This window comes from Pseudomonas sp. MS646, assembly GCF_036693845.1.
GTDB classification, from domain to species: domain Bacteria; phylum Pseudomonadota; class Gammaproteobacteria; order Pseudomonadales; family Pseudomonadaceae; genus Aquipseudomonas; species Aquipseudomonas chlororaphis_E.
In genome coordinates, this window is sequence record NZ_CP144763.1 from 1123811 (window position 1) to 1149434 (window position 25624).

At 64.2% G+C, this 25624-nt stretch carries 19 protein-coding genes; 13 read left to right on the plus strand and 6 right to left on the minus strand.

Going from position 1 to position 25624, the window contains the following annotated elements:
- Positions 1–5 precede the first annotated feature (5 nt).
- The 9 genes from murD to lpxC all read left to right on the plus strand — a co-directional run bounded on the left by murD (position 6) and on the right by lpxC (position 10504).
- Positions 6–1352, plus strand: coding sequence for a UDP-N-acetylmuramoyl-L-alanine--D-glutamate ligase (gene murD, locus V3H56_RS04825; protein WP_212803429.1), 1347 nt, complete (start codon positions 6–8; stop codon positions 1350–1352).
- Positions 1353–1354: 2 nt separating this feature from the next.
- Entirely contained in the window at positions 1355–2566 is a 1212-nt protein-coding gene (gene ftsW, locus V3H56_RS04830) for a putative lipid II flippase FtsW (RefSeq protein WP_172679751.1), read from the plus strand.
- The gene (gene murG / locus V3H56_RS04835; RefSeq protein WP_042729558.1) at positions 2556–3626 is read left to right on the plus strand and encodes an undecaprenyldiphospho-muramoylpentapeptide beta-N-acetylglucosaminyltransferase; all 1071 of its coding nucleotides are present in this window, start codon (positions 2556–2558) and stop codon (positions 3624–3626) included. The genes ftsW and murG overlap by 11 nt, the downstream gene beginning before the upstream one ends.
- A complete protein-coding gene (murC, locus tag V3H56_RS04840; RefSeq protein WP_042729559.1) occupies positions 3619–5079 on the plus strand; it encodes a UDP-N-acetylmuramate--L-alanine ligase in 1461 nt (486 codons plus the stop codon). Before murG ends, murC begins: the two co-directional genes overlap by 8 nt.
- Positions 5076–6041: a D-alanine--D-alanine ligase gene (locus V3H56_RS04845; protein WP_042729560.1), complete on the plus strand. Its 966-nt coding sequence runs from the start codon at positions 5076–5078 to the stop codon at positions 6039–6041. The genes murC and V3H56_RS04845 overlap by 4 nt, the downstream gene beginning before the upstream one ends.
- A 3-nt stretch (positions 6042–6044) precedes the next feature.
- On the plus strand, positions 6045–6911 hold the full coding sequence (locus V3H56_RS04850) for a cell division protein FtsQ/DivIB (RefSeq protein ID WP_042729561.1): 867 nt from the start codon (positions 6045–6047) through the stop codon (positions 6909–6911).
- A gap of 15 nt (positions 6912–6926) precedes the next feature.
- On the plus strand, positions 6927–8186 hold the full coding sequence (gene ftsA, locus V3H56_RS04855; RefSeq protein ID WP_042729562.1) for a cell division protein FtsA: 1260 nt from the start codon (positions 6927–6929) through the stop codon (positions 8184–8186).
- Positions 8187–8286: 100 nt separating this feature from the next.
- Positions 8287–9480 carry a cell division protein FtsZ gene (ftsZ, locus tag V3H56_RS04860; protein ID WP_042729563.1) on the plus strand — a complete coding sequence of 398 codons (1194 nt, stop codon included), beginning with the start codon at positions 8287–8289 and terminating at the stop codon, positions 9478–9480.
- Between the two features lie 112 nt (positions 9481–9592).
- Positions 9593–10504, plus strand: coding sequence for a UDP-3-O-acyl-N-acetylglucosamine deacetylase (gene lpxC / locus V3H56_RS04865; protein ID WP_338474264.1), 912 nt, complete (start codon positions 9593–9595; stop codon positions 10502–10504).
- A 1301-nt stretch (positions 10505–11805) separates the two neighbouring features.
- Here the strand turns inward: lpxC and V3H56_RS04870 are convergent.
- The 5 genes from V3H56_RS04870 to V3H56_RS04890 all read right to left on the minus strand — a co-directional run bounded on the left by V3H56_RS04870 (position 11806) and on the right by V3H56_RS04890 (position 19829).
- The gene (locus tag V3H56_RS04870; RefSeq protein WP_338474265.1) at positions 11806–13302 is read right to left on the minus strand and encodes a sensor domain-containing diguanylate cyclase; all 1497 of its coding nucleotides are present in this window, start codon (positions 13300–13302) and stop codon (positions 11806–11808) included.
- A 236-nt stretch (positions 13303–13538) separates the two neighbouring features.
- On the minus strand, positions 13539–14918 hold the full coding sequence (locus tag V3H56_RS04875) for a heavy metal sensor histidine kinase (RefSeq protein WP_123578191.1): 1380 nt from the start codon (positions 14916–14918) through the stop codon (positions 13539–13541).
- On the minus strand, positions 14893–15567 hold the full coding sequence (locus tag V3H56_RS04880) for a heavy metal response regulator transcription factor (RefSeq protein ID WP_047739496.1): 675 nt from the start codon (positions 15565–15567) through the stop codon (positions 14893–14895). The genes V3H56_RS04875 and V3H56_RS04880 overlap by 26 nt, the downstream gene beginning before the upstream one ends.
- Positions 15568–15576: 9 nt before the next feature.
- The gene (locus V3H56_RS04885; RefSeq protein ID WP_338474266.1) at positions 15577–18675 is read right to left on the minus strand and encodes a multidrug efflux RND transporter permease subunit; all 3099 of its coding nucleotides are present in this window, start codon (positions 18673–18675) and stop codon (positions 15577–15579) included.
- Positions 18672–19829, minus strand: coding sequence for an efflux RND transporter periplasmic adaptor subunit (locus V3H56_RS04890; protein WP_338474267.1), 1158 nt, complete (start codon positions 19827–19829; stop codon positions 18672–18674). Before V3H56_RS04890 ends, V3H56_RS04885 begins: the two co-directional genes overlap by 4 nt.
- A 301-nt stretch (positions 19830–20130) precedes the next feature.
- Here V3H56_RS04890 and V3H56_RS04895 point away from each other — a divergent pair, with 301 nt between their 5' ends.
- Positions 20131–20373, plus strand: a complete 243-nt coding sequence (locus tag V3H56_RS04895; RefSeq protein ID WP_042731882.1) for a hypothetical protein — start codon at positions 20131–20133, stop codon at positions 20371–20373.
- A 26-nt stretch (positions 20374–20399) separates the two neighbouring features.
- Here the strand turns inward: V3H56_RS04895 and V3H56_RS04900 are convergent, their stop codons facing one another.
- Positions 20400–21368 (minus strand): LysR family transcriptional regulator, encoded by a 969-nt coding sequence (locus tag V3H56_RS04900; RefSeq protein WP_042731881.1) that lies wholly within the window; start codon positions 21366–21368, stop codon positions 20400–20402.
- Positions 21369–21709: 341 nt separating this feature from the next.
- On the opposite strand from V3H56_RS04900, the gene V3H56_RS04905 reads away from it, so the two are divergent.
- The 3 genes from V3H56_RS04905 (at position 21710) to V3H56_RS04915 (ending at position 25620) form a co-directional block, all read left to right on the plus strand.
- Positions 21710–23170 carry an efflux transporter outer membrane subunit gene (locus tag V3H56_RS04905; protein ID WP_338474268.1) on the plus strand — a complete coding sequence of 487 codons (1461 nt, stop codon included), beginning with the start codon at positions 21710–21712 and terminating at the stop codon, positions 23168–23170.
- A gap of 67 nt (positions 23171–23237) precedes the next feature.
- Positions 23238–25430, plus strand: coding sequence for an FUSC family protein (locus V3H56_RS04910; RefSeq protein WP_123578189.1), 2193 nt, complete (start codon positions 23238–23240; stop codon positions 25428–25430).
- A complete protein-coding gene (locus V3H56_RS04915; RefSeq protein WP_024617598.1) occupies positions 25420–25620 on the plus strand; it encodes a DUF1656 domain-containing protein in 201 nt (66 codons plus the stop codon). The genes V3H56_RS04910 and V3H56_RS04915 overlap by 11 nt, the downstream gene beginning before the upstream one ends.
- Positions 25621–25624: the final 4 nt, after the last annotated feature.

Consider the following 25624-nt stretch of genomic DNA (forward strand, 5'->3'; position numbering starts at 1 on the left):
AACGCGTGTCCCTGATCGCTTCCGACCATTTCCGCATCGTTGTCGGCCTCGGCAAGAGCGGCATGTCCCTGGTTCGCTTCCTGGCGAACCGGGGCGTGTCGTTTGCCGTCGCCGACACGCGGGAAAATCCGCCTGAGCTGGCCACGCTGCGGCGTGACTATCCGCAGGTGGACGTGCGTTGTGGCGACCTGGACGTCGAGTTTCTGTGCCGCGCCGACGAGCTCTACGTGAGCCCCGGCCTGGCCCTGGCGACCCCGGCCCTGCAAGCGGCTGCGGCCCGTGGGGTGAAGCTGTCCGGCGACATCGAACTATTCGCGCGCAACGCCAAGGCGCCCATCATCGCCATCAGCGGTTCCAATGCGAAAAGCACCGTCACCACCCTGGTGGGCGAGATGGCGGCCGCGGCCGGCAAGCGGGTCGCCGTGGGCGGCAACCTCGGTACACCGGCGCTGGATCTGCTCAGTGACGACGTCGAGCTGTACGTGATGGAGCTGTCCAGCTTCCAGCTCGAAACCACCGACCACCTGGGCGCTGAAGTGGCCACCGTGCTGAACATCAGCGAAGACCACATGGACCGCTACAGCGGCCTGCCGGCTTACCACCTGGCCAAGCACCGGATCTTCCGCGGCGCCCGGCAGGTGGTGTTCAACCGCCAGGATGCCCTGACCCGTCCGCTGCTGGGCGAAGGCCTGCCGTGCTGGTCGTTCGGCCTGGGCGTGCCGGATTTCAAGGGTTTCGGGTTGCGGGAAGAGAACGGCGAGAAATACCTGGCCTTCGAATTCCAGAACCTGATGCCTATACGCGAACTGAAGATCCGTGGCGCCCACAACCAGGCCAACGCATTGGCCGCCCTGGCCCTCGGGTACGCCGTCGGCCTGCCGTTCGACGCCATGCTCTCGGCGCTGCGCACTTTCGCCGGCCTCGAGCACCGCTGCCAGTGGGTGCGCGACCTCGATGGCGTGGCCTGGTACAACGACTCCAAGGCCACCAACGTCGGCGCCGCCCTGGCGGCGATCGAAGGGCTGGGTGCGGACATCGAAGGCAAGCTCGTGCTGATCGCCGGTGGCGACGGCAAGGGTGCCGACTTCAAGGACCTGCGTGACCCGGTGGCGGCCAACTGCCGCGCCGTGGTGCTGATGGGCCGTGACCGCGAATTGATCGCCCAGGCGCTCGGCGACGCCGTGCCGCTGGTTCGCGTCGCCTCCCTCGACGAAGCGGTGCAGCAATGCCGCGCCCTGGCTCAACCCGGCGATGCCGTCCTGTTGTCGCCGGCCTGCGCCAGTTTCGACATGTTCAAGAATTACGAAGAACGCGGACAGCTGTTCGCCCGGGCCGCGGAGGACTTGGCATGAGCCTGATGAATGTCATCAAGCCATACCCGTCGCCGCTGATCACCGGGCGTGGCATCGACCTGGATTTCCCGATGCTCGCCGGTTGCCTGGCCCTGCTGGGCCTGGGCCTGGTGATGATCACCTCGGCGTCCTCGGAAGTGGCCGCGGTGCAATCGGGCAACACGCTCTATCACATGATCCGCCACCTGATTTACCTGGTGATCGGCCTCGGTGCCTGCGTGGTCACCATGATGGTGCCGATCGCCACGTGGCAGCGCCTGGGCTGGATGATGCTGCTCGGCGCCTTCGGCCTGTTGGTGATGGTGCTGGTGCCGGGCATCGGCCGTGAGGTCAACGGTTCGATGCGCTGGATCGGCTTCAGCTTCTTCAACGTACAGCCCTCGGAAATCGCCAAGGTCTTCGTGGTGATCTTCCTGGCCGGTTACCTGGTGCGGCGCCAGAAAGAAGTGCGCGAAAGCTGGATGGGTTTCTTCAAGCCGTTCATCGTGTTGTTGCCGATGGCTGGCCTGCTGCTGATGGAGCCGGACTTCGGCGCCACGGTGGTGATGATGGGCGCGGCCGCGGCGATGCTGTTCCTCGGTGGCGTCGGGCTGTTCCGCTTCATCCTGATGGTGGCGCTGGCGGTGGCGGCCGTGACCGTGCTGGTGCAGGCGCAGCCCTATCGGATGGCGCGACTGATTACCTTCACCGATCCGTGGGCCGACCAGTTCGGTTCCGGCTACCAGTTGACCCAGGCACTGATTGCCTTCGGGCGTGGCGAATGGCTGGGCGTGGGCCTGGGCAACAGCGTGCAGAAGCAGTTCTACCTGCCGGAAGCCCACACCGACTTCGTGTTCTCGGTGCTGGCCGAAGAGCTGGGTGTGGTGGGTTCGCTGTGCACCGTGGCGCTGTTCGTGTTCGTTTGCGTGCGCGGCATGTACATCGGCTTGTGGGCCGAGAAAGCCAAGCAGTTTTTTGCCGCCTACGTGGCGTATGGGCTGTCTTTCCTGTGGATCGGCCAGTTCCTGATCAACATCGGCGTGAACGTCGGCCTGCTGCCGACCAAGGGTCTGACGCTGCCGTTCCTCAGTTATGGCGGCAGCTCCCTGGTGATCTGCTGTGCCTGCCTCGGCTTGTTGCTGCGCATCGAATGGGAAAGTCGAACCCACCTGGGCAGCGAAGAGATGGAATTCCACGAGAGCGACTTCGCCGAGGAGCCGACTCATGGGCGCTAACGTGCTGATCATGGCCGGCGGAACCGGCGGGCATGTCTTCCCGGCGCTGGCCTGTGCCCGGGAGTTCCAAGCGCGCGGCTACACCGTGCACTGGCTGGGTACGCCGCGGGGTATCGAAAACGAGCTGGTGCCTGGCGCCGGCCTGGAGCTGCACCGGATCAACGCCAGCGGTCTGCGGGGCAAGGGCAAGCTGTCGCTGCTCAAGGCACCGCTGATGCTGCTCAAGTCGGTCTGGCAGGCGCGGGCGATCATCCGTCGGTTGCGGCCGGTCTGCGTGGTCGGGTTTGGCGGTTATGTGACCGGCCCGGGTGGCCTCGCGGCCAAACTGGCCGGCGTGCCGGTGATCGTTCACGAGCAGAACGCCGTGGCCGGTACCGCCAATCGGTTACTGGTGCCGTTGGCCGCCCGGGTCTGTGAAGCGTTTCCCGACACCTTTACCCTGTCGGGCAGCCGCCGCACCACCGGTAATCCGGTGCGTACCGAGCTGTTTCTCGATACACCGCGCCCAGCCCTGGCTGGACGCAAGGCGCGCTTGCTGGTCCTGGGCGGAAGCCTGGGGGCAGAGCCGTTGAACAAACTGCTGCCCGAAGCCCTCTCGCAGGTCGCCCCCGACCTGCGCCCGGAAGTGTTTCACCAGGCCGGCAAAAACCACGATGAAGTGACTGCCGAGCGCTATCGCGCCGCTGGCGTCGAGGCGCAGGTGCAGCCGTTCATCAAAGACATGGCCCAAGCCTATGGCTGGGCCGACCTGGTGATCTGCCGCGCAGGCGCGTTGACCATCAGCGAACTGGCTGCCGCCGGTCTGCCCTCGATGCTGGTGCCTTTGCCCCACGCCATCGACGACCACCAGACCCGCAATGCCGATTATTTGGCCCGTGAAGGCGCAGCCTTCCTGATGCCGCAAAGAACGACTGGCGCCGCGGATCTTGCCGCCCGCCTGACAGAGGTTTTGATGCAGCCGCAACGACTTGAAGACATGGCCCGCGCCGCGCGCCGCCTGGCCAAACCCGATGCTACGGCCCAAGTGGTCGACACCTGCCTGGAGGTGGCCCATGGTTGAGAATCGCAAAGCCATGCCGCAGCCGGAAATGCGCCGCATCCGCCGTATCCACTTCGTCGGTATCGGCGGCGTGGGCATGTGCGGAATTGCCGAGGTGTTGCTGAACCTGGGCTACCAGGTCTCGGGTTCCGACCTGAAGGCGTCCCCGGTCACCGAGCGCCTGGAAACCTTCGGCGCCCAGATTTTCATCGGCCACCGCGCCGAGAACGCCGCCAATGCCGACGTGCTGGTGGTGTCCAGCGCCGTGAACACGTCTAACCCGGAAGTCGCCACCGCCCTGGAACGACGCATCCCTGTGGTGCCGCGTGCCGAGATGCTGGCCGAGCTGATGCGCTACCGCCACGGCATCGCCGTCGCCGGGACCCACGGCAAGACCACCACCACCAGCCTGATCGCCTCGGTGTTCGCCGCCGGTGGCCTGGACCCGACCTTCGTGATCGGTGGTCGCCTCAATGCCGCGGGCACCAATGCCCAGCTGGGCACCAGCCGCTACCTGATCGCCGAAGCCGACGAAAGCGATGCCAGCTTCCTGCATCTGCAACCGCTGGTAGCCGTGGTCACCAACATCGACGCCGACCACATGGCGACCTACGACGGCGACTTCAACAAGTTGAAGAAAACCTTCGTCGAATTCCTGCACAACCTGCCGTTCTATGGGTTGGCGGTGGTGTGCCTGGACGATCCGGTGGTGCGCGAGATCCTGCCGTTGATCAAGCGTCCGACCGTCACCTACGGATTCAGCGAAGAAGCCGACGTACGTGCCATCAACGTGCGCCAGCAAGGCATGCAGACCTTCTTCACCGTGCTGCGCCCCGACCGTGAGCCGCTGGACGTGTCGGTGAACATGCCGGGCAACCACAACGTGCTCAACTCGCTGGCCACCATTTGCATTGCCACCGATGAAGGCGTCAGCGATGAAGCCATCGTCCAGGGCCTGTCCGGGTTCCAGGGCGTGGGCCGGCGCTTCCAGGTCTACGGCGAGCTGCCGGTGGACGGCGGCAACGTGATGCTGGTGGACGACTACGGCCATCACCCAACCGAAGTCGCGGCGGTGATCAAGGCCGTGCGCGGTGGTTGGCCGGAGCGGCGCCTGGTGATGGTCTATCAGCCGCACCGCTACAGCCGTACGCGGGACCTGTACGACGATTTCGTCCAGGTGCTGACCGACGCCAACGTGCTGCTGTTGATGGAAGTCTATCCGGCCGGCGAAGAGCCGATCCCCGGTGCCGACAGCCGCCAGCTGTGCCACAGCATCCGCCAGCGCGGCCAACTGGACCCGATCTACATCGAGCGTGGCGTGGACCTCGCGCCGCTGGTCAAGCCGCTGCTGCGTGCCGGCGACATCCTGCTGTGCCAGGGCGCCGGTGACATCGGCGGGCTGGCCCCGAAACTGTTGAAAAGTCCGTTATTCGCCGGTGCCATCGTGGCCTCCAGCGAGGGGAAACTGAAATGACTGCTGCCTACGCCAACCTGGTCTCGACCCTCGACCCGAAAGCCTTCGGCCGCGTTGCCGTGCTGTTCGGTGGCAAGAGCGCCGAGCGCGAGGTATCCCTCAAATCTGGCAACGCCGTGCTGCAAGCCCTGCAAAGCGGCGGTGTCGACGCGTTCGGCATCGACGTGGGCGATGACTTTCTGCAACGCCTGCTGAGCGAAAAGATCGACCGCGCGTTCATCATTCTCCACGGTCGCGGCGGTGAAGACGGCAGCATGCAAGGCCTGCTCGAGTGCCTGGGCATCCCCTACACCGGCAGCGGCATCCTGGCTTCGGCCCTGGCGATGGACAAACTGCGCACCAAGCAGGTCTGGCACAGCCTCGGCATTCCGACGCCACGTCACGCGGTGCTGGCGAGCGAGGCCGATTGTATTTCTGCGGCCACGGAACTGGGCTTCCCGCTGATCGTCAAACCGGCTCATGAAGGTTCAAGTATCGGCATGGCGAAAGTGAATTCGCTGCCTGAGTTGACCACGGCATGGAAAGACGCCAGCGCCTACGATTCGCAAGTGTTGGTCGAGCAGTGGATCGCCGGTCCCGAGTTCACCATCGCCACCCTGCGTGACCAGGTGTTGCCGCCGATTGCGCTGGGCACGCCGCACACGTTCTACGACTACGACGCCAAGTACGTCGCCAACGATACCCAGTACCGCATTCCCTGCGGACTGGACAGCGCCAAGGAAAAAGAACTGATGGACCTCACGGCCAAGGCCTGTGAGGCGCTGGGTATCGCCGGTTGGGGCCGGGCGGACGTGATGCAGGACGCCAATGGGCAATTCTGGTTCCTGGAAGTCAACACCGCCCCCGGCATGACCGATCACAGCCTGGTGCCGATGGCGGCGCGTGCCGCCGGCCTGGATTTCCAGCAACTGGTGCTGTCGATCCTGGCGGCCAGTGTCGGCCCGCAAGAGCCAAGAGGTTAAGCCATGCAAGGCGCATCGCTTCGTCATCAGCCATCCGCACCCGGTCGCAAACCGGTGCCGCGGGGTGCCAGCCGAATGGTGGCCAAGGAGCCGATGTCGGCGCGCTTGCCGAAAGCCAACTTTGGTTTTCTCAAGAGCCTGTTCTGGCCGGTACTGCTGGTGGCGTTGGGGTTCGGTACGTACGAAGGGGCCCAGCGGCTGCTGCCTTATGCCGACCGGCCGATCGCCCGGATCAACGTGCAGGGCGACCTGAGTTACATCAGCCAGCAGGCGGTGCAGCAGCGGATCGCGCCATTCGTGGCGTCGAGCTTCTTCACCATCGACCTGGCGGGCATGCGCACGGAACTGGAGCAGATGCCCTGGATCGCCCATGCCGAGGTCCGGCGCGTGTGGCCCGACCAGGTGTCGATCCGCCTGGAAGAGCAGCTTCCGGTGGCCCGTTGGGGCGACGAGTCGCTGTTGAACAACCAGGGCCAGGCGTTCACGCCTCGGGAACTGGCCAATTATGAACATTTGCCACAACTGTTCGGTCCACAGCGGGCCCAACAGCAAGTGATGCAGCAGTACCAGGTGTTGAGCCAGATGTTGCGGCCCTTGGGCTTCTCCATCGCGCGCCTGGAGTTGCGTGAGCGCGGCAGTTGGTTCCTGACCACTGGCGCGGGCAGCTCGGGGCCGGGCATCGAGCTGCTGCTCGGTCGCGGCAACCTGGTGGAAAAGATGCGCCGCTTCATTGCCATCTATGACAAGACGCTCAAAGAACAGATTACGAACATTGCGCGCATCGATCTGCGCTACGCCAACGGCCTGGCTGTTGGCTGGCGGGAACCTGTAGCGCCGACGACGGCCGAACCCGCCGTCGCGAAGAATTAAGAAGAGGCAGGACCCATGGCAAACGTGCAAAGCGGAAAAATGATCGTCGGTCTGGATATCGGCACTTCCAAGGTGGTAGCGCTGGTAGGCGAGGTCGCGGACGACGGCACGCTGGTCATCGTCGGGATCGGTACCCATCCGTCCCGTGGTTTGAAGAAAGGCGTGGTGGTGAACATCGAGTCCACCGTGCAATCGATCCAGCGCGCCATCGAAGAAGCGCAGCTGATGGCCGGTTGCCGGATCCACTCGGCGTTCGTCGGCGTGGCGGGCAATCACATCCGCAGCCTGAACTCCCACGGCATCGTCGCGATTCGTGATCGCGAAGTCAGCTCCGCGGACCTTGAGCGCGTGCTCGATGCGGCCCAGGCCGTGGCGATCCCGGCCGACCAGCGGGTGCTGCACACCCTGCCGCAGGACTACGTGATCGACAACCAGGAAGGCGTCCGCGAGCCCCTGGGCATGTCCGGCGTGCGCCTGGAAGCCAAGGTCCACGTGGTCACCTGCGCCGTGAACGCCGCGCAGAACATCGAGAAGTGCGTGCGCCGCTGCGGCCTGGAAATCGACGACATCATCCTCGAGCAACTGGCCTCGGCCTACTCGGTGCTGACCGACGACGAGAAAGAGCTGGGCGTGTGCCTGGTGGACATCGGCGGCGGCACTACCGACATCGCGATCTTCACCGAAGGCGCCATCCGCCACACCGCCGTGATCCCGATTGCCGGCGACCAGGTGACCAACGACATCGCCATGGCGTTGCGCACTCCGACCCAGTACGCCGAGGAAATCAAGATTCGCTACGCCTGTGCCCTGGCGAAACTGGCCGGCGCCGGTGAAACCATCAAGGTGCCAAGCGTCGGCGACCGTCCGCCGCGCGAGCTGTCCCGCCAGGCCCTGGCCGAAGTGGTCGAGCCGCGTTACGACGAACTGTTCACCCTGATCCAGGCCGAACTGCGTCGCAGCGGCTACGAGGACCTGATCCCGGCCGGCATCGTGCTGACCGGCGGCACCTCGAAGATGGAAGGCGCGGTCGAGCTGGCCGAGGAAATTTTCCACATGCCGGTGCGCCTGGGCGTGCCCCATGGCGTCAAGGGCCTGGATGACGTGGTGCGCAACCCGATCTATTCCACCGGCGTGGGTCTGTTGATGTACGGCCTGCAGAAGCAGTCCGACGGCATCTCGTTCTCCGGCATCGGCAGCCGCGACAGCTACAACAGCGAAGAGGCCAAGGCGCCGCTGCTGGAGCGGTTGCAGGCTTGGGTCAAAGGCAATTTCTGATACAGGTTTCAAGCTTCAGGCGACGAGTTTCAGGCTTGGCGCCGGAAGACGGCAGCAAACGCAGTAGGCGAAAAAACTAGAGAATGAAAGGAGAGGGAAAATGTTCGAACTCGTAGACAACATCCCCGCTAGCCCGGTTATCAAGGTAATCGGTGTCGGCGGTGGCGGCGGCAACGCTGTCAACCACATGGTCAAGAGCAACATCGAGGGCGTCGAGTTCATCTGCGCCAACACCGATGCTCAAGCGCTGAAAAACATCGGCGCGCGGACCATCCTGCAACTGGGTACCGGCGTGACCAAGGGCCTGGGTGCTGGCGCGAATCCCGAGGTTGGCCGTCAGGCTGCCCTGGAAGACCGCGAGCGCATCGCTGAAGTCCTGGCTGGCACCAATATGGTGTTCATCACCACGGGCATGGGCGGCGGTACCGGTACCGGTGCAGCGCCGATCATTGCCGAAGTGGCCAAGGAGATGGGTATCCTCACCGTTGCCGTGGTGACCCGTCCGTTCCCGTTCGAAGGCCGCAAGCGCATGCAGATCGCCGATGAAGGCATCCGCGCGCTGAGCGAAAGCGTCGACTCGTTGATCACCATCCCCAACGAGAAGCTGCTGACCATCCTGGGTAAGGACGCCAGCCTGCTGTCGGCTTTCGCCAAGGCCGATGACGTACTGGCCGGTGCCGTTCGCGGTATCTCCGACATCATCAAGCGTCCGGGCATGATCAACGTCGACTTCGCCGACGTGCGCACCGTGATGTCCGAAATGGGCATGGCGATGATGGGCACTGGCTGCGCCAGCGGTCCGAACCGTGCGCGCGAAGCGACCGAAGCGGCCATCCGCAACCCGTTGCTCGAAGACGTCAACCTGCAGGGCGCTCGCGGCATCCTGGTGAACATCACTGCAGGTCCCGACCTGTCCCTGGGCGAGTACTCCGACGTGGGTAGCATCATCGAAGCCTTCGCCTCCGACCACGCCATGGTCAAGGTCGGCACCGTGATCGACCCCGACATGCGCGACGAGCTGCACGTGACCGTGGTTGCCACCGGCCTGGGCGCGAAAATCGAGAAGCCGATGAAGGTGATCGACAACACCGTACAGACCGCCATGGCCTCCCAGCCACAGCAACAGGCCCCCGTTCGTCAGGAACAGCCTGCGGTGAACTACCGTGACCTGGACCGTCCGACCGTCATGCGCAACCAGGCCCAGGCCGGTGCTGCGACTGCCGCGAAGATGAATCCGCAAGACGATCTGGATTACCTGGACATCCCGGCATTCCTGCGTCGTCAGGCCGATTGATGAAATGTATCAGGGGGATACGGGTGATTGGTGTTCAGCAAAGGTCTGGTCTGCTATCATCGCCAGCCTTTGTTGATACCAGTTCGCAATTTGCGCTGAAGCGGCCCATGCCATGATTAAACAACGCACCCTGAAGAATATTATCCGTGCCACAGGTGTCGGTCTGCACTCGGGCGAGAAGGTCTACCTGACCCTCAAGCCCGCGCCTGTCGATACCGGCATCGTGTTTTGTCGTGCCGACCTCGACCCTGTGGTGCAGATTCCTGCTCGCGCGGAAAACGTTGGTGAAACCACCATGTCGACCACATTGGTCAACGGTGCCACCAAAGTGGATACGGTGGAGCATTTGCTCTCGGCCATGGCTGGCCTGGGCATCGATAACGCCTACGTCGAGCTCTCCGCGTCCGAAGTCCCGATCATGGATGGCAGTGCCGGACCCTTCGTATTCCTGATTCAATCGGCTGGCCTGGAAGAACAGGACGCGGCCAAGAAGTTCATCCGCATCCTGCGGGAAGTGACCGTGGAAGATGGCGACAAGCGCGCCACTTTCGTCCCTTTCGAAGGTTTCAAGGTGAGCTTCGAGATCGATTTCGATCACCCGGTTTTCCGGGACCGCACCCAGAGTGCAAGCGTGGACTTTTCCAGCACTTCGTTCGTAAAAGAAGTCAGCCGCGCCCGTACCTTTGGCTTCATGAGTGACATCGAGTACCTGCGCAAGCACAACCTCGCACTCGGCGGCAGCGTGGAAAACGCGATCGTGGTCGATTCCGATGGCGTGTTGAACGAAGACGGCCTTCGTTATGAAGACGAGTTCGTCAAACACAAGATCCTCGATGCAATCGGCGACCTCTACCTGCTGGGCAATAGCCTGATTGGTGAGTTCAAGGGCTTCAAGTCCGGCCACGCACTGAACAACCAGCTGCTGCGCAAGTTGATTGAGCAGAAAGATGCTTGGGAAGTCGTGACGTTCGAAGACGCCAGCACCGCACCAATCTCTTACATGCGCCCTGTCGCGGCCGTGTAAGCAAAAAACCTCTCTAGTTTTTAAAGGCTGCCTTAGGGTGGCCTTTTTTTATGCCGGTTGTTTATCAAGGGACCGTTTCGGATAAACCCCATCGCACAGAGGTTCAGTGTGAGCCACTTTCCGTGGCGAGGGAGCTTGCTCCCGCTGGGCTGCGAAGCGGCCCCCCCTGGAGCAGGCGCCTGGGTGTATCAGGCGCACCGCATTGATCTTTTTGGGCCTGCTGCGCAGTCCAACGGGGATAAATCCCCTCGCCACAGGGGGGCGGTGTGAGCTTGTTTTTGTGGCGAGGGAGCTTGCTCCCGCTGGGCTGCGAAGCGGCCCCCCTGGAACTGGCACCTGGGTGTATCAGGCTCACCGCATTGATCTTTTTGGGCCTGCTGCGCAGTCCAACGGGAGCAAGCTCCCTCGCCACGGTTGTGTGGTTGCCCATTATGCAAGTGAGGGACTGTGGCGAGCGCTTTTGTGGCGAGGGGATTTATCCCCGCTGGGCTGCGAAGCGGCCCCCCTGGAGCAGGCGCCCGGGTGCATCAGGCATATCGCATTGATCCTTTATGGGCCTGCTGCGCAGTCCAACGGGGATAAATCCCCTCGCCACAGAGGTTTGGTGTGAGCGGGTTTTCGTGGCGAGGGAGCTTGCTCCCGCTGGGCTGCGAAGCGGCCCCCCTGGAACTGGCACCTGGGTGTATCAGGCTCACCGCATTGATCTTTTTGGGCCTGATGCGCAGTCCAACGGGAGCAAGCTCCCTCGCCACGGTTGTGTGGTTGCCCATTATGCAAGTGAGGGACTGTGGCGAGCGCTTTTGTGGCGAGGGGATTTATCCCCGCTGGGCTGCGAAGCGGCCCCCCTGGAGCAGGCGCCCGGGTGCATCAGGCATATCGCATTGATCCTTTATGGGCCTGCTGCGCAGTCCAACGGGGATAAATCCCCTCGCCACAGAGGTTTGGTGTGAGCGGGTTTTCGTGGCGAGGGAGCTTGCTCCCGCTGGGCTGCGAAGCGGCCCCCCTGGAACTGGCACCTGGGTGTATCAGGCTCACCGCATTGATCTTTTTGGGCCTGATGCGCAGTCCAACGGGAGCAAGCTCCCTCGCCACGGTTGTGTGGTTGCCCATTATGCAAGTGAGGGACTGTGGCGAGCGCTTTTGTGGCGAGGGGATTTATCCCCGCTGGGCTGCGAAGCGGCCCCTGGAGCAGGCGCCTGGGTGTATCAGGTATATCGCATTGATCCTTTATGGGCCTGCTGCGCAGTCCAGCGGGAGCAAGCTCCCTGGCCACGCTTGTCCAGATGTAGAGAGGGCGGGGATTACATGGCGCACACGACGCGGTTGCGGCCGCTGGCCTTGGCTTGGTACAGCGCCTTGTCGGCGGCGACCAGGAGTTGTTCGAGGTCGCTGTACGGTCCTTTGGCCCAGGTGGCGATGCCGATGCTGACGGTCATCGGGGCTTCTCCCGGGACGGGAGGCGGCAGTTGTTCAACGGCCTGGCGGATATTCTGGGCCATGGTGAAGGCGCCGGCGGTGGTGGTTTCCGGAACCACCACCGCGAACTCTTCACCCCCATAGCGCGCGGCGAGGTCGGCGGGGCGACGGACGTGTTCGTCGATGAGCTGGGCGAGGCTTCGCAGGGCTTCGTCCCCGCCTTGGTGGCCGTGGCGATCGTTGTAGGCCTTGAAGTGGTCGGCATCGATCATCATGACCGACAGCGGTTGCCCCGAGCGCTGGGAACGCAGCCACTCCTGATGCAGTTTCACATCCAGGGTCCGGCGGTTGGCCAGGCCGGTCAGGGCGTCGATCGACGCCAGTTGTGCCAGGTTCCGCTCGGCCCGATGGCGGCGGCGCAATTCGCGACGTAGCAGCCAGGTGAGCCAGAGCAAGGCGATGCACAGCGCGCCGGTCGCGCCGCTGACCATCAACGCCGTGCGTTTCCACGAGGCGAACACTTCCTGGGACGACAACGCCACCACGACAATCAACGGCAGGTTGCCCACCTGGGAAAAGGTGTACAGGCGCGTGCTCTGGTCGACGCTGGACACGCTGGTAAAACTGCCATTGCCTTCCTTCAGGATGCGCACGAAGTTCGGTCGGTTGCTGAAGTCCTTGCCGATCAAGTCGTCGGCCAGGGGCGGCTCCTGTGCCAGCAGGATCCCGTCGCGGCTGATCAGGTTCACCGTGCCGCCGTGGCCAATGTTCAGGCTCTTGAACAACTGGCTGAAGTAGTTCAAGCGCATCCCGGCCTCGGCCACGCCCATGAACTCACCCTGTTCATCGTTCAATCGATAGCTGAAGCTGATGCGCCAGTCCTGGGCGACACTCCTGGAGCGAAACGGACGGCTGATCATCATGCCCAGGCTCGGGTCGTCGAGGTGCACGCGAAAATATTCCCGGTCGGCGTAATTGCCCTGGCGCGGGATGACCGACGCGGAGTCGGCGATCACGTCACCGCGCTTGTCGAGCAGCAGGATGTCGCCCTTGTAGGGCGCGGCGGTGGCGCGGTCGAACAGGGCCAGGTGACGAATCGCCGGCGACACCCCGTTGAGGTCACTGCGCTTGGCCGTGCTGATCAGGCCTTGCAGCGACAGGTCATAGAGCTCGACGTTGCGCAGCACGTCGGCGTCGATCAGTTGCACGATGTTGGTGGCCGCGCGGGTAGCGGCCAGTTGTGCGCTGGTATGTTCGCGAATCAGCAGGAACGTCACGATGCTCAGGATGGCCGTGACCACCAGCGAGCTGGCGAAAACGAGTGCCCGTTCCGAGCGTATCGAAAACAGGGTATTGCCGGGTGTCGCACTGCTCGTGCTCATGGTTACAGTGTCTGCATTGTCTGTGGCGGGGATCCATCCCAAAGGGCACACGGCTGGCAATGAGCTGCATGCTGGCCTTTTGCTGATTGTGCTTGGATCGGTGAAGGCGGGCAATCCATCTCTGCGCAATCGCCCGTTCGCCGATGTCGCAGGCCGTGATCGCCTGATTCTGATTCAATTGCCTTTCGCCCAGCATTCAATGGGCAAAAGGCCGTTGGGATGCGACGTGTGGAACGTCAGGCGGGCAAGCGGATCCCGAAGGTGTTGGCCCCCCGCTCGCTGTGCACGAACACGTCGCCGCCATGCATCAGGGCGATGGCCTTGACGATCGCCAGCCCCAATCCGTGGTTGGCGCCGCTGTTGCTGCGCGAGGCATCGACCCGGTAGAAGCGTTCGAACAGGCGCGGCAGGTGTTCACCGGCAATCGGCTCGCCGGGGTTGGTGACGGCCAGGGTGATCTGGTCGGCCTGGACCTCGATGCGCACGTCGATGACCTGTCCGGCAGCGGTGTGCTGCACGGCATTGCTCAGCAGGTTGATCAGCGCCCGGCGCAGGTGGGCGATCTCGATGTTGGCCTGGGCGTCGCCGCTGACCCGAACCTGGACCTGGGCGTCTTCCAGGATGAAGTCCAGGTAGTCGAGGGTGGTCGCCACTTCGCTGGCCAGGGAGGTGCTGGTCAGCTTGGTGGCCTTGCTGCCCTGGTCGGCGCTGGCGAGGAACAGCATGTCGTTGATGATCGAGCGCAGCCGTTCCAGCTCTTCGAGGTTTGACTGCAGTACTTCGAAGTAATGTTCGGCCGAGCGCCCGCGGGTCAACGCCACCTGGGTCTGGCCGATCAGGTTGGTCAGCGGGGAACGCAGTTCGTGGGCGACATCGGCGTTGAACGATTCGAGCCGCGAGTAGGCCAGTTCGACCCGGTCGAGGGTGGCGTTGAAGGAGCTGACGAACTGGCTCAGTTCCGGCGGCAATGGCGTCAGTTGCAAGCGCCCGGACAGCCGTGGCGGCGTCAGGCGCTGGGCTTCGTCGGATAACTTGATCAAGGGCTTGAGGCCGATCCGCGCCACCCAATACCCCAGCAGGGATGCCAGCAGCACGCCGACGATGGCCAGGCTCACCAGCGCCACCAGCAGACGGTGCTGGGTCTGGTAGAACGTCTCGGTGTCGATGCCGATCATGAAGCGCAACGGTGGGCGTTGGTCCTTGGCCGGGAACTGACTGACCAGCACTTTCATCGGATAGGGCCGGTGAGGCAGCTTCAAGTCGCGCTTGCCCAGCGGCCCCTCGGCGAAGGCGCGGATCTGCGCATCCGGGTTGCCGTACTCGAAGCGTGGGTCGCCGCTGACGATCCAGAAATGGATGCGTTTGTCTTCTTCGCCCAGCAACCGCAGCTTGTTATTGATCTTCACCCAGTGTTCGGGGGTGCCGTAGCGGCCCACCGTGGATTCGAGCACGCTGTAGCGCGCATCGAGTTCGGCTTCCGGCAACAGGCCCAGGCCCTTGGCAACCTGCTGGTACAGCGCACCGCCGATCAACAGGAACACCAACGCCGCCACCAGCGTGAACATTCCGCTCAGGCGCAGGGCGAGGCTGTTACTCACTGCGGCTCTCCAGCACATAGCCCATGCCGCGGATCGTGTGCAGCAGCTTCTGCTCGAACGGCCCGTCGAGCTTGGCCCGCAGGCGCTTGATCGCCACTTCGACCACGTTGGCGTCGCTGTCGAAATTGATGTCCCAGACCATTTCGGCAATGGCGGTTTTCGACAGGATCTCGCCCTGGCGACGGGCCAGGACGCTGAGCAGGGAAAACTCCTTGGCGGTCAGGTCCAGGCGTTGCCCGGCCCGTGTCGCCTTGCGGCTGATCAGGTCGATCCACAGGTCGGCGATGGTCACCTGCACCGGTTCGTGGCCACCGCTGCGGCGGGTCAGGGCTTGCAGGCGAGCCACCAGTTCGAGGAAGGAGAACGGTTTGCCCAGGTAGTCATCGGCGCCGTCGCGCAGCCCCTTGATGCGGTCCTCGACCCGTTCCCGGGCGGTCAGCATGATCACCGGGGTCTGCTTGCGGGCGCGCAAGGCCCGCAACACGCCGAAGCCGTCCAGGCCCGGCAGCATCACGTCGAGCACGATCACCGCGTAATCGGTTTCCAGGGCCAGGTGCAGGCCCTCTATGCCGTCCGGTGCGACGTCCACGGTATAGCCCTGTTCGCTCAAGCCGCGGTGCAGGTAGTCGGCGGTTTTTTCTTCGTCTTCGATGATCAGGACACGCATGGGCCGGCCTCAGTGTGTGGTCGCCAGGGCCGTCGGCGCTGGCTTGGGCCGATGGAACAGTCGCTCGAGCCACAAGTATATGACCGGCGTGGTGAACAGCGTCAGCGCCTGGCTCACCAGCAGGCCCCCCACCACGGCGATGCCCAATGGCTGGCGCAGTTCCGCGCCAGTGCCGTAGCCGAGCATCAGCGGCAGGGCGCCGAGCAGGGCGGCCAGGGTCGTCATCATGATCGGCCGGAAGCGGGTCACGCAGGCCTGGAAGATCGCTTCCTGAGGGGGCAGCCCGCCGTTGCGCTGGGCGTCGAGGGCGAAGTCGATCATCAGGATGCCGTTTTTCTTGACGATGCCGATCAGCAGGACCAGGCCGATCAGGGCCATGATCGAAAAGTCCTGGCCCAGCAGCCAGAGCATGATCAGCGCACCGAGGCCCGCCGAGGGCAGGGTGGAGATGATGGTCAACGGATGCACGAAGCTCTCGTAAAGCACGCCGAGGATGATGTACACCGCCACCAGCGCGGCGAGGATCAGCCACGGCTGGCTGGCCAGCGAGCTCTGGAACGCCTGGGCCGCGCCCTGGAAGTTGCCGGTGATGGCGGCCGGCATGCCGATCTCGTTCTTGGCCTGGTCGAGCATCCACACCGCATCCCCTAACGCCACGCCCGGTGCGAGGTTGAACGAAAGGTTGGCGGCCGGGAACATGCCGTCGTGGGCAATCGACAACGGGCCGCTGCTCGGTGCGTCGAAGCGGGCCAGGGCCGAGAGCGGCACCATCTCGCCGCTCAGGGGCGAGCGCAGGTAGAAGTACGCCAGGCTCTCGGCCTTGCCGCGTTGTGCGGTGTCGAGTTCCAGGATGACGTTGTACTGGTTGGTCTCGGTCTGGAACTCGTTGATCTGCCGCTGGCCGAAGGCGTCGTACAAGGCCTGGTCGACGTCGCTGGCGGTGAGGCCGAAGCGCGCGGCGGCACTGCGGTCGATGTTGATGTGGGTGATGCTGCCACCTGGTTGCAAGTCATTGGAGATGTCGCGGAACGCCGGGTTGCCACGCAATTTGTCGGTGAGCTTCTGGGTCCAGGCCGTGAGGCTCGGCCCGTCGTTGCTCTTGAGCACGTATTGATACTGGGCACGGCTGGGGCCGGAGCTTAAGTTGATGTCTTGCCCGGCTCGCAGGTACAGGACCACGCCGGGGATCTTCAGCAGCTTGGGGCGAATCCGGTCGATGAAGCCGCTGGCCGAGACATCCCGCTGGTCCCGAGGCTTGAGGGCGATCCAGAAGCGGCCGTTGGCGATGGTCTGGTTGTTGCCCGAAACGCCGACGGAGTGGGAAAAGGTTGCCACGGCCGGGTCGGCGGCGACGATGTCGGCCAGGGCCTTGTGCTTGGCGACCATGTCCGGGAACGACACGTCGGCGGCGGCCTCGCTGGTGCCCAGCACCAGGCCGGTGTCCTGGACCGGGAAGAAGCCCTTGGGAATGAACACGTAGCCGCCCACGGCCAGCGCCAGGGTCAGGCCGAACACGCCGATCATCAGCTTCTGGTAAGCCAGGGCCCGCCGCAATCCGCGTTCGTACCGGGCTAGCAGGCGTTCGCCGAAACCCGGCTTGCCGTGGGCATGATGCACCGGGGCGCGCATGAAAAGCGCGGCGAGGGTCGGCGCCAGGGTCAACGACACCACCACCGAGATCAGGATGGTGGAGGTGGCCGTCAGGGCAAATTCCTTGAACAGCCGCCCGACCACGCCGCCCATGAACAGCAGCGGGATGAACGCGGCGATCAGCGAGAAGCTGATGGACACCACCGTGAAGCCGATCTCGCCGGCGCCCTTGATCGCCGCCTCGCGCATGCCTTCGCCGGCCTCAAGATGACGGTGGATGTTCTCCACCACCACGATCGCATCGTCGACCACGAAACCCACCGAAATGACGATCGCCACCAGGGTCAGGTTGTTCAGGCTGAAGCCCATGATGTACATCAGGGCGAAACTGGCGGTCAGCGAAACCCCCAGCACCGCCGAGACAATCAGGGTTGCCGAGAGCTGGCGCAGGAACAGGGCCATGACCGCCACCACCAGCAACACGGTGATCAGCAGGGTGATTTCCACTTCATGCAGCGAGGCGCGGATGGTCTGGGTACGGTCGATCAGCACCTTGACCTGCATCGCGGCGGGCAACATGGCTTGCAGGGTCGGCAGGGCCGCCTGGATACGGTCGACGGTCTCGACGATGTTCGCCCCCGGCTGCCGGAAGATCACCAGGTTGAGCCCCGGTTCGTTGTCGGACCAGGCCTGGACGTAGGCGTTTTCCGAGCCGCTGATGACCTTGGCGACGTCCTTGAGGTGCACCGGTGCGCCATTTTTGTAGGACACGATCAGCTCACGGTATTCCTCGGGCTGGAACAGCTGGTCGTTGGTGGACAGGGTGGAAATGCTCGATTCACCGTACAGGGCGCCCTTGGCCAGGTTGAGGCTGGCCTGTTGCAGCGACAGGCGGATGTCGGCCAGGGTCAGACCGATGGCGGCGAGCCGGTCGGCCGAGGCCTGGACCCGGATCGCCGGGCGTTGCTGGCCGGTGATGTTGACTTGTCCTACGCCATCGATCTGGCTGATCTGACGGGCAAGAAGCGTTTCAACGTAGTCGCTCAGCTCGGTACCGGGCATCAGGGTGGAGCTGATGCTGAGGATCAGCACGGGGCTGTCGGCCGGGTTGACCTTGCGCCAGGTCGGCAGGTTCGGCATGTCGTTGGGCAGTTTGCCGGCGGCGGTGTTGATGGCCGCCTGCACTTCCTGGGCGGCGGTGTCGATGCTTTTGCCGAGGCTGAATTGCAGGATCAGGTTGGTCGAGCCCAAGGCGCTGCTGGAGGTCATCTGGGTGATGCCGGGGATGGCGCTGAATTGCACCTCCAGCGGTGTCGCCACCGACGACGCCATGGTTTCCGGGCTGGCGCCGGGTAGCTGGGCGTTGACCTGGATGGTCGGGAATTCGGCTTCCGGCAACGGCGCGACGGGCAAGCGGGGAAACGCGATCAGCCCCAGCAGGACCAGGGCGAACGTCAGCAGCACTGTGGCGATCGGGTGGTTGATGCACCACGTCGAAATCGAGCCGCGGCCCTTCATGGTTGCGGCTCCGCGGACTTGGCCAGGGCCGGTGGGTCACTGAGCACCTGGATGTGGCTGCCGGGCTTGAGCCGTGATTGGCCATCGCTGACCAGTTGGTCGCCGGGGCTCACGCCTTTGATGATGTTCAGGTCGCTGTCCTGATGGACCATCACCACCGGCACGCTCTCCACCGTATCGCCCTTGACCCGGTACACGAAGTGTTGCTCCAGCCCGCGCTGGACCACGGTCGGTGGCACCACCAGGGCGTCCTTGTCGACCGTGGTCTGGATCTTCAGGGTCACCAGTTGCCCCGGCCACAGCCGTTGCGCGGCGTTGCTGAACTCAGCCTTGGCCCGCAGCGTTCCAGTGTTGGCGTTGATCTGGTTGTCGATCAGGCTCAGTCGACCCTCGCCGAGCAGTTCCCCGGTCGTGGCATCGGCGCCGATGAACGCCTGGACCAGGGCCTGGTCGGGCGCGGCGATCAAGCGTTGCAGGGTGGGCAGCATTTGCTGGGGCAGGGAGAACTCCACCGCGATCGGGTCGATCTGTGTCACCGTGAACAGGCCTTCGGTGTCGCTGGTGCGCAGGAAGTTGCCTTCGTCGACGTTGCGGATGCCGACGCGCCCGGTCACCGGGGAACGGATCTGGGTGTAGGACAACTGCACCGTGGCCGCGTCGATGGCCGCCTGGTTGCCCTGGGCCGTGGCCTTGAGCTGATTGACCAAAGCCTGTTGCTGGTCGTAGGTCTGCTTCGACACGCCGTCGTCGACGCTCAGCAGCTTGTAGCGCTTGAGATTGACCTGGGCCACCGCCAGTTGGGCCTGGCTCTCGCCGAGCTGGGCCCTGGCCTGGTCGAGGCTGGCGCGGATCGAGCGGTCGTCGATGGTCGCCAGCAGGTCGCCTTTTTGCACCCGTTGCCCTTCCTTGACCAGCAGGCGGGTCAGGATGCCGTCGATCTGCGGACGAATAACCACGCTGTGCAGCGACAGCACCGTGCCGATGCCGCTGGCAAAGCGCGGCACATCCTTTTGCACCACGCTGACCACCCGCACCGGAATGGCGGCGGGCGCGGCAGGCTTGGCAGTGACGGGCTTCATGAGCAACCAGAAGGCCAGGGCCGCCAGGGCGACCAGGAACGCAACGAGCAGGACGGTTTTTTTCTGGATGTGCATGGATGCGAAGAGCCGGTTCAGGACGGTGGGATTTCTACCGCTCTTATATAGCGTTGCGAGGCGGTCAGGAAGGTGACGCCTAACTGACAGGCGCGTCAGTTTCGTCCCAAGGGGCTGTCGGACGAGTGGTGACGCTGATCGAATCTGCCCGATGCATTGCCGTGGCGGGCGGGTATACTGCGCGCTTTCGTGGCTCGCTCAACCGCCCCGACACGCACCTATTGTGGGGCTGCTGCGCAGCCCAGCGGGAGCAAGCTCCCTCGCCACGGATTGATGTCCCACCTCAAGTGAACACATTGACATGACTTCCCCGACACCGTCGCTCGCCGACGACCAGGCCGAGCGGCCTGACAGCGATGTTCCCAGCGCCGAGCGCGACAAGGCGGTGATCCCGGCCTTCAAGTTTCCGTTCAAGCCCGGCGAGTTGGCCGCGGCCAAAGGGGCCGCGCAACAGCCGTGGTACAAGAACGGCGCGAAGAACGGCCACACCAAGACCCCGGGCGCCGCGCCTCCCGGCACGCGTCGCTCGATGGGCAAGCGCTGAGCCGCCTCTGTTGAGCACGAGCGGTTTCAGTTCACCGCCCGTGCGCCCGCCAGGCTGCCACTCAATTCATAGGCCGTGAGCTCGGCCTGGTGCGCCGCCAGGATTTCCGGCAACGAGCCGCGCAGGTATTCGACCCAGGTCTTGATCTTCGCGTCCAGGTATTGGCGTGAAGGGTAGATGGCGTAGAGGTTCAGTTCCTGGGAGCGGTAGTTGGGCATGACCCGCACCAGCGTGCCGTTACGCAGGCCTTCGATGGCGGCGTACACCGGCAACACCCCGATCCCCATGCCGCTGATGATCGCGGTTTTCATCGCGTCGGCAGAATTCACCAGGAACGGTGAGCTGTTGATGGTGACCATTTCCTGGCCTTCCGGGCCGTCGAACACCCATTTTTCCAGCGGAATGACCGGGCTGACCAGCCTCAGGCAGGCGTGGTTGAGCAGGTCGCTGGGCTTTTGTGGGCAGCCGCTGGCCTTCACGTAGGCCGGGGACGCGCAGACGATGCTGTAGGTGATCCCCAGGCGCTGGGAGACAAAACCCGAATCCGGCAGCTCGCTGGCGAGCACGATGGACACGTCGTAGCCCTCGTCGAGGATGTCCGGCACCCGGTTGGCCAGGGTCAGGTCGAACGTGACGTCCGGATGGGTCTTGCGGTAGCGGGCAATGGCGTCGATCACGAAATGCTGGCCGATACCGGTCATGGTGTGGACCTTCAACTGCCCGGCGGGGCGCGCGTGGGCATCGCTGGCCTCGGCTTCGGCTTCTTCCACATACGCCAGGATCTGCTCGCAACGCAGCAAGTAGCGCTTACCCGCCTCGGTCAGGGCAATCCGTCGGGTGGTGCGGTTGAGCAAGCGGGTTTGCAGGTGGGCTTCGAGGTTGGAAACCGCGCGCGAAACGTTGGCCGTGGTGGTGTCCAGTTGCGCGGCGGCAGCGGTGAAACTGCCAGCTTCGGCAACACAGCTGAACGCGCGCATGTTTTGCAAGGTGTCCATGGAGGGCTCTCTTGGGAGGTAGCAAATTGTGACATGAAGTTACAGCGCTACGGGACCCCGACGATGGGATTATCGCGTTAACGGTAACAAAGATTCGCAGAAAGGTCGGCTTATCGCCGATGAGCCTCGTACCTAGAATTGCCTCCACTGTTGCAGCGCCTTACACCGAGGTCTTGAGCCCGGGCTTGCTGTGGGAGCGAGCTTGCTCGCGATAGCGGAGTGTCAGCTTGTAAAGAAGCTGACTGTGACGCCGTCATCGCGAGCAAGCTCGCTCCCACAGGTTTGGCGGTAACAGGCAACTACCTTCCTTCTGTCATGCCCATCTCAGGATATTTTCGCAAGTGCCGCGTTGCATCAGCAGAGAGCTGAAGACTCTCAGTGTTTGGGTTCTGGCGTTCACCATCAGCGGTTGCATCGGTACGGGAGGGATTGCGCCGCGGGGCGAGGCCATGCCGGCCGATCAACTGGCCACCGATGCCGCCATTCGCGAAGCCGCCCGCGATGCCCACTGGCCCGAACGCCAGTGGTGGCAGGCTTATGGCGATCGGCAGTTGGATCGCTGGATCGACCTGGCCCTGCAAGGCAACCCGAGCCTGGCGATGGCCGCGGCCCGGGTTCGACAGGCCAAGGCCATGGCCGGTGTGGTCGAGGCCGCCGAGTCGCTGCAGGTCAACGGCGAAGCGACCCTCAAGCGTCACAACTGGCCCACCGATCAGTTCTACGGCCCTGGCGAGCTGGCCAATACCACCACCTGGGACAACAATGCCGCCCTGGGCTTGAGCTATGCCCTGGACCTGTGGGGCCGGGAGCGCAACGCCAGCGAGCGGGCGGTGGACCTGGCCCACGCGAGCGTGGCCGAGGCGCGGCAGGCGCAACTGGAACTGCAGAACAACATCGTGCACGCCTACATCCAGTTGTCCCTGCACTACGCCCAGCGGGATATCGTCGTCGCGACGCTGCACCAACAGGAGCAGATTCTCGACTTGGCGCAAAAACGCCTGAAGGGCGGCATCGGCACCCATTTCGAGGTGAGCCAGGCTCAGGCGCCGTTGCCCGAGACTCACCGTCAACTCGACGCCATCGACGAAGCCATCGCCTTGAGTCGCAATCAATTGGCCGCGCTGGCGGGCAAGGGGCCGGGTGCGGGCGCGCAGTTGCAGCGTCCGACGCTGGCCCTTGGCGCGCCTTTGAAACTGCCCTCGGCCCTGCCCGCCGACCTACTCGGCCAGCGTCCGGATGTGGTGGCGGGGCGTTGGCAAGTGGCGGCCCAGGCCCGGGGCATCGACGTGGCCCACGCGGGGTTCTACCCCAATGTCGACCTGGTGGGCAGCCTGGGCTACATGGCCACCGGCGGTGGCATGCTGGAGTTTCTCACCGGCAAGAAGCTCACCTACAACGTCGGGCCGGCGATCTCGCTGCCGATTTTCGAGGGTGGGCGCCTGCGCGCGCAGTTGGGCGAGGCGGCCGCCGGCTATGACCTGGCCGTGGCGCATTACAACCAGACGCTGGTCGATGCGCTCAAGGGCATCTCCGACCAGCTGATCCGTCGCCAGTCCATGGACAAGCAACACGCCTTCGCCGCCGAGTCCGTGGCGGCCGCGCAACGCACCTACGACATCGCCCTGGTGGCGTTCCAGCGCGGGCTGACCGACTACCTCAACGTGCTCAACGCCCAGAGCCTGTTGTTCAAGCAGCAACAGGTGCAGCAACAGGTGGAGGCCGCGCGCCTGAGTGCCCACGCCGACCTGGTGACGGCGCTGGGCGGCGGGCTCGACGCCGGTAGTGATGTGCCCGCGAAATGAACTGGAACCGTACCGTGGCGAGGGCGCTTGCCACAGGGGCAGTGTTTTCCTTGGTTGAGTGCTGCCTATGACACCGCTATTTGCCTCCCTGCGCTGGCTCTACCGCCTCGAATGGCGCCGCGGCTTCTACGACTGGGCCCGCAGCGACGGGGTGACCTGGGTCTACATGTTCAAGGTCCTGCTGGCCGCCTTCCTCACGCTGTGGTTGGCGATGCGCCTGGAACTGCCACAGCCGCGCACGGCCATGATCACCGTGTTCATCGTCATGCAGCCGCAGAGTGGCCAGGTGTTCGCCAAGAGTTTCTACCGCTTTCTCGGCACCCTGGCCGGCTCGGCGGTGATGGTGGCGTTGATTGCCCTGTTCGCCCAGAACACCGAATTGTTTCTCGGCAGCCTGACGCTCTGGGTCGGTCTCTGCACGGCGGGCGCGGCGCGTTATCGCAACTTTCGTGCATACGGTTTCGTGTTGGCCGGCTACACCGCCGCGATGATCGGCCTGCCCGCCCTGGCGCACCCGGAAGGGGCGTTCATGGCGGCGGTGTGGCGGGTGCTGGAGATTTCCCTGGGCATTCTCTGCGCCACCCTGGTCAGCGCCGCGATCCTGCCGCAGACCGCCAGCGCCGCCATGCGCAATGCCTTGTACCAGCGCTTCGGCGTGTTTGCCCTGTTCGTCACCGATGGCTTGCGCGGACGCAGCCGGCGGGAGGCATTCGAAGCCGGCAATGTGCGCTTCATCGCCGAAGCTGTCGGCCTGGAAAGCCTGCGCAGTGTGACCGTGTTCGAAGACCCGCACATGCGCCGCCGCAATGGCCGGCTCAGTCGCCTGAACAGCGAATTCATGGGTATCACCACCCGCTTCAACGCCTTGCACCAGTTGCTCGAACGCCTGCGTGGCAGCGCCGCCGATCACGTGGTGAATGCCATCAAGCCGGGCTTGCAGACGCTGGCGGAACGGCTGGACGGTTTCAGTGGCCGGCCGCTGACCGACACCGATGCGGCGCGGCTGGCGGTGGCGCTGGCCGAGTACAAGGCCGACCTGCCGGCGCAGGTGCGGCGGCTGCGGGCGCTGTTCCAGGAAACGGCGCCGAGTGACGCCCAGCAGTTGGATTTCCATACGGCTTATGAACTGCTCTACCGCTTTGTCGATGACCTGCACGGTTATGCCCTGACCCACGCCTCCCTGGCCGACCACCGTCACGAACGTGAGCGCTGGGACGAGCCGTTCGTGCCCCAGACCAATGGCCTGGCGGCGGCCGCCTCGGGGTTTCGCGCCGCCTTCATCCTGTTGGTGCTGGGCAGCTATTGGGTGGCCACGGCCTGGCCGAGCGGCGCGACGATGACGATGATCGCCGCGGCTACCGTGGGTTTGTCGGCGGCGACGCCGAACCCCAAGCGCATGGCGTTCCAGATGGCTTGCGGCACTTTGCTTGGCGCGTTGATCGGCTTCGTCGAGATGTTCTTCGTGTTTCCTTTGATCGACGGTTTCCCGCTGCTCTGCGTGATGCTCGCGCCGGTCATCATGCTGGGGTCGTTTCTCAGTTCCCGACCGCAGTACGCCGGCGTCGGGCTGGGGTTGCTGATCTTCTTCTGCACCGGCTCGGTGCCGGACAACCTGACCGTCTACAACCCCTACGCGTTCATCAACGATTACCTGGCGATGATCCTCGGCATGCTGGTGTGTGCGGCCGCCGGCGCGATCATCCTGCCGCCCAACAGCCGTTGGCTGTGGCGTCGGCTCGAACAGGATTTGCGCGAGCAAGTGGTGTTCGCCATCAGCGGCAAGCTCAAGGGCCTGGCCTCGGGGTTCGAAAGCCGTAGTCGGGACCTGCTGCACCAAGCCTATGGCTTGGCGGCGGGCCAGCCTGGGGTGCAGCGTGATCTGCTGCGCTGGATGTTCGTGGTGCTGGAAGTCGGCCACGCGATCATCGAGTTGCGCAAGGAGCAGGCGATCCTGCCGGTGCACCCGGCGTATGCCGAAAGCCAGCCGTGGCGCCAGGCGATCCGCGGGATGGGCAGGGCGCTGGTGCGGCTGTTCCGCCAGCCGGGCCACAGCAACCTGGAGCGGGCCCTGGCGGCGGTCGATCACGCCATCGGGCGCGTGCAGGCCACTGACGAACCCTTCGCGCCGCACTTCGACACGTCCGCCCTGCGGCGGGTGAAAAGCTACCTGCATTTCATCCGCACCTCGCTGCTCGACCCGCAATCACCATTGGCGGCCTACGCACCGCCGCTGCGCCAGGAACCTGAACATGCCCCGTGAGATCGCCTTCCATGGCGTGTACATGCCGACCATGACCCTGATGTTTTTCATCGCCGCGGCCTTGGCCTGGGCCCTGGACCGTTTCCTGTCCGGGCTGGATCTGTACCGCTTCTTCTGGCACCCGGCGCTGCTGCGCCTGAGTCTGTTTACCTGTCTGTTCGGCGCGTTGGCGCTGACGGTCTACCGTTGAGATC